Origin of the sequence: Modestobacter marinus, assembly GCF_019799945.1 — a bacterium.
Lineage (GTDB): Bacteria > Actinomycetota > Actinomycetes > Mycobacteriales > Geodermatophilaceae > Modestobacter > Modestobacter marinus_B.
Genome location: NZ_JABGCH010000087.1, coordinates 1 through 2,027 on the forward strand (window position 1 = coordinate 1; position 2,027 = coordinate 2,027).

At 66.5% G+C, this 2,027-nt stretch carries 3 protein-coding genes; all 3 read right to left on the reverse strand.

Features of this window, described 5'->3' with window-relative positions; all coding sequences use genetic code 11:
* Positions 1-267 (reverse strand): hypothetical protein (locus tag HK417_RS24165; protein WP_222273210.1); only part of this gene is annotated, 267 nt, incomplete at its 3' end.
* A gap of 167 nt (positions 268-434) precedes the next feature.
* A complete protein-coding gene (locus HK417_RS24170) occupies positions 435-1,196 on the reverse strand; it encodes a GP88 family protein (RefSeq protein WP_222273213.1) in 762 nt (253 codons plus the stop codon).
* A 547-nt stretch (positions 1,197-1,743) separates the two neighbouring features.
* The coding region (locus HK417_RS24175) for an integrase core domain-containing protein (RefSeq protein WP_222273216.1) at positions 1,744-2,027 on the reverse strand (284 nt) is incomplete at its 5' end.

Here is a 2,027-nt window from a genome sequence, read left to right on the forward strand (position 1 = left end):
ACTAACCTGACACCGCACCCGGGTGGGGACTTTCGATGAGCACCCCTGGGGACATTCGGCGAGCGCCATCATCACAGGCATGAGGTCTCGCGTCGCCCGGACTTCGGACGCAAGGCCCTGGACAGCAGCCTCCACAGCAGTCAGGCGCTGGCTGGCCGACGAGTCGGTCTCCGGCAACATTCGGGGACGTCGGAAGAGCTGGAGCGCCAGCCCTCCGAGTACCACAGCGCATAGCGCGCTGACCAATCCAAGCAGGAACTCCAGCATCCGTCCTCCACCGCCTCCGAACCGCTCATGTTGGCGGTAGCCCGGGCAGACTTTGCCAGCTCGGGAGGACAGACCGGCGTCTTTCACCTCCTCATTGACCCCACCGGGGCAATGACTTACCTGGGGTCTCCTACCGCTGCAACCACCCCTCGCGACCCAGGTCCAGCTCAGCGCTTCGCTATGGAGAAGACGACATCGCCTCGGCCGCTGGGACAGACACCGCACCGGATGCAGGCGGAGCCCTTCTCGTTGATGAGCGGGATCCGCCGTCCGTTCTCCGGGCAGGGGTAGCGCTTGCCGGGCAGGTCCGCAAGGTCGGCTCGGCCGTCCGCGAACGTCTCGGCGAGGTAGGCCCAGTGGACCCACGGACACCGACGTCTTGCGGCCTTGGCCGCACCGAGGTTGTCTGGGTCGACGGATAGGTAGACGGTGAGGTTGTCCAATCCTTTCAGGACCGGCAGCACGTCGAGCCGTTCGGGATTGAAGCTCCGCGTGTAGACCCAGAAGCGGATGTCAGGAGCCGCGCGGACGACGTCAGCCCAGGCCTGTGCGTAGGCAAGCGAGAAGAAGTCTCCGTCCCAGTGAATTCGAAAGTCTCGAGGGACCGTGGCCCCTCGTCGCTCCGCCCCGTCGCAGTCCACCCGGAACTCGTCGATCATTTCGGAGAGCAACCCGGCCATGCCCGCTCGGTCAAGACCGGTCAACGCCTCGAGGTTGCCTACCAGGACCTCGCGAAGTCCCTTGTAGAGATTCTCGAGCTTCCCGGCGTAACAGACGCGTTCACAGGTCGCGGTCGCGCCTGGGCACGAGTGTGCCGCCCCAGCCGGAAGGCCGAAGCTGTTGGCGATCCTGGCGGTCTTGCCGTTAGGCGACGGGAGGTTCGTTACCTTCCGGTCCGCGGATCGGCGCAGAGTCGTTGCCGAGGCCATGGCCGACTCGCACGACTACGGCTCTTGGGCGTGGTCGCGTTCCACGCAGCCCCGGGGAGGCCGCTCGCGCCCTGCTCGGCGAGGAAACGCTGGCCCGCGGTGGAGTGGGCGGCGTCGGCGGCCTGGTAACCGTTCGAGTCCACGCGCCAAGGACGTGGGGCCAGGTGGATCGGCGGCGAAGCTGGCAGCTTCCGACGAGCTGGCCCAATCGATGGGTGCCAACGTCAGCCTCCTCACTAGAAGAAAGCGAACGGTCCGACTCAGCGCGACGGAGATTCAATGCTGTCGAGCGCGGACTCCCGCATTTGCCCGTGCCGGGGACACCCCGCAGCGCCCGGGTTACATTCCGACGGTCTCGATCAATCGGTCAGGCCATCCAGGTCACCCGGTGGCTACACCGCGTCAGGCCTGCCAGAGGCCCATCACCACTTCAGGCGAGCAGCTGGCCCAGGCTTACGACATAGCAGCGCGCCGCGTCCATCGCCGCATGCGCGGCCACGCTGGAACTCGAGTTAACCGTCACACAGCGACCTGTCCCGCCCCGGGTTCAGTGGAGGCTCGGAACTGACGCGGCGACGGTAGTCGCCGCGGGGTTGTGACGGTAGTAGCGGTCCTCGTGCTCGGCGGGCGGGATGAGTCCGATCTCGCCGTGCAAGCGTCGGTGGTTGAACCAGTCGATGTACTCGGCGACGGCGATCTCGAGGTCGTCGACACCCTTCCAGGGGCCCTTGTTGCGGACCAGCTCGGCTTTGAACAGTGCGTTGAACGCCTCGGCCAGCGCGTTGTCATAGGAGTCGCCGGTCGAGCCGACCGAGGCGACCGCGCCGGCCT

Excerpts from the sequence above, each read along its gene's own strand:
- HK417_RS24170 (WP_222273213.1), bottom strand. The coding sequence starts at position 1,196 with ATGGCCTCGGCAACGACTCTGCGCCGATCCGCGGACCGGAAGGTAACG.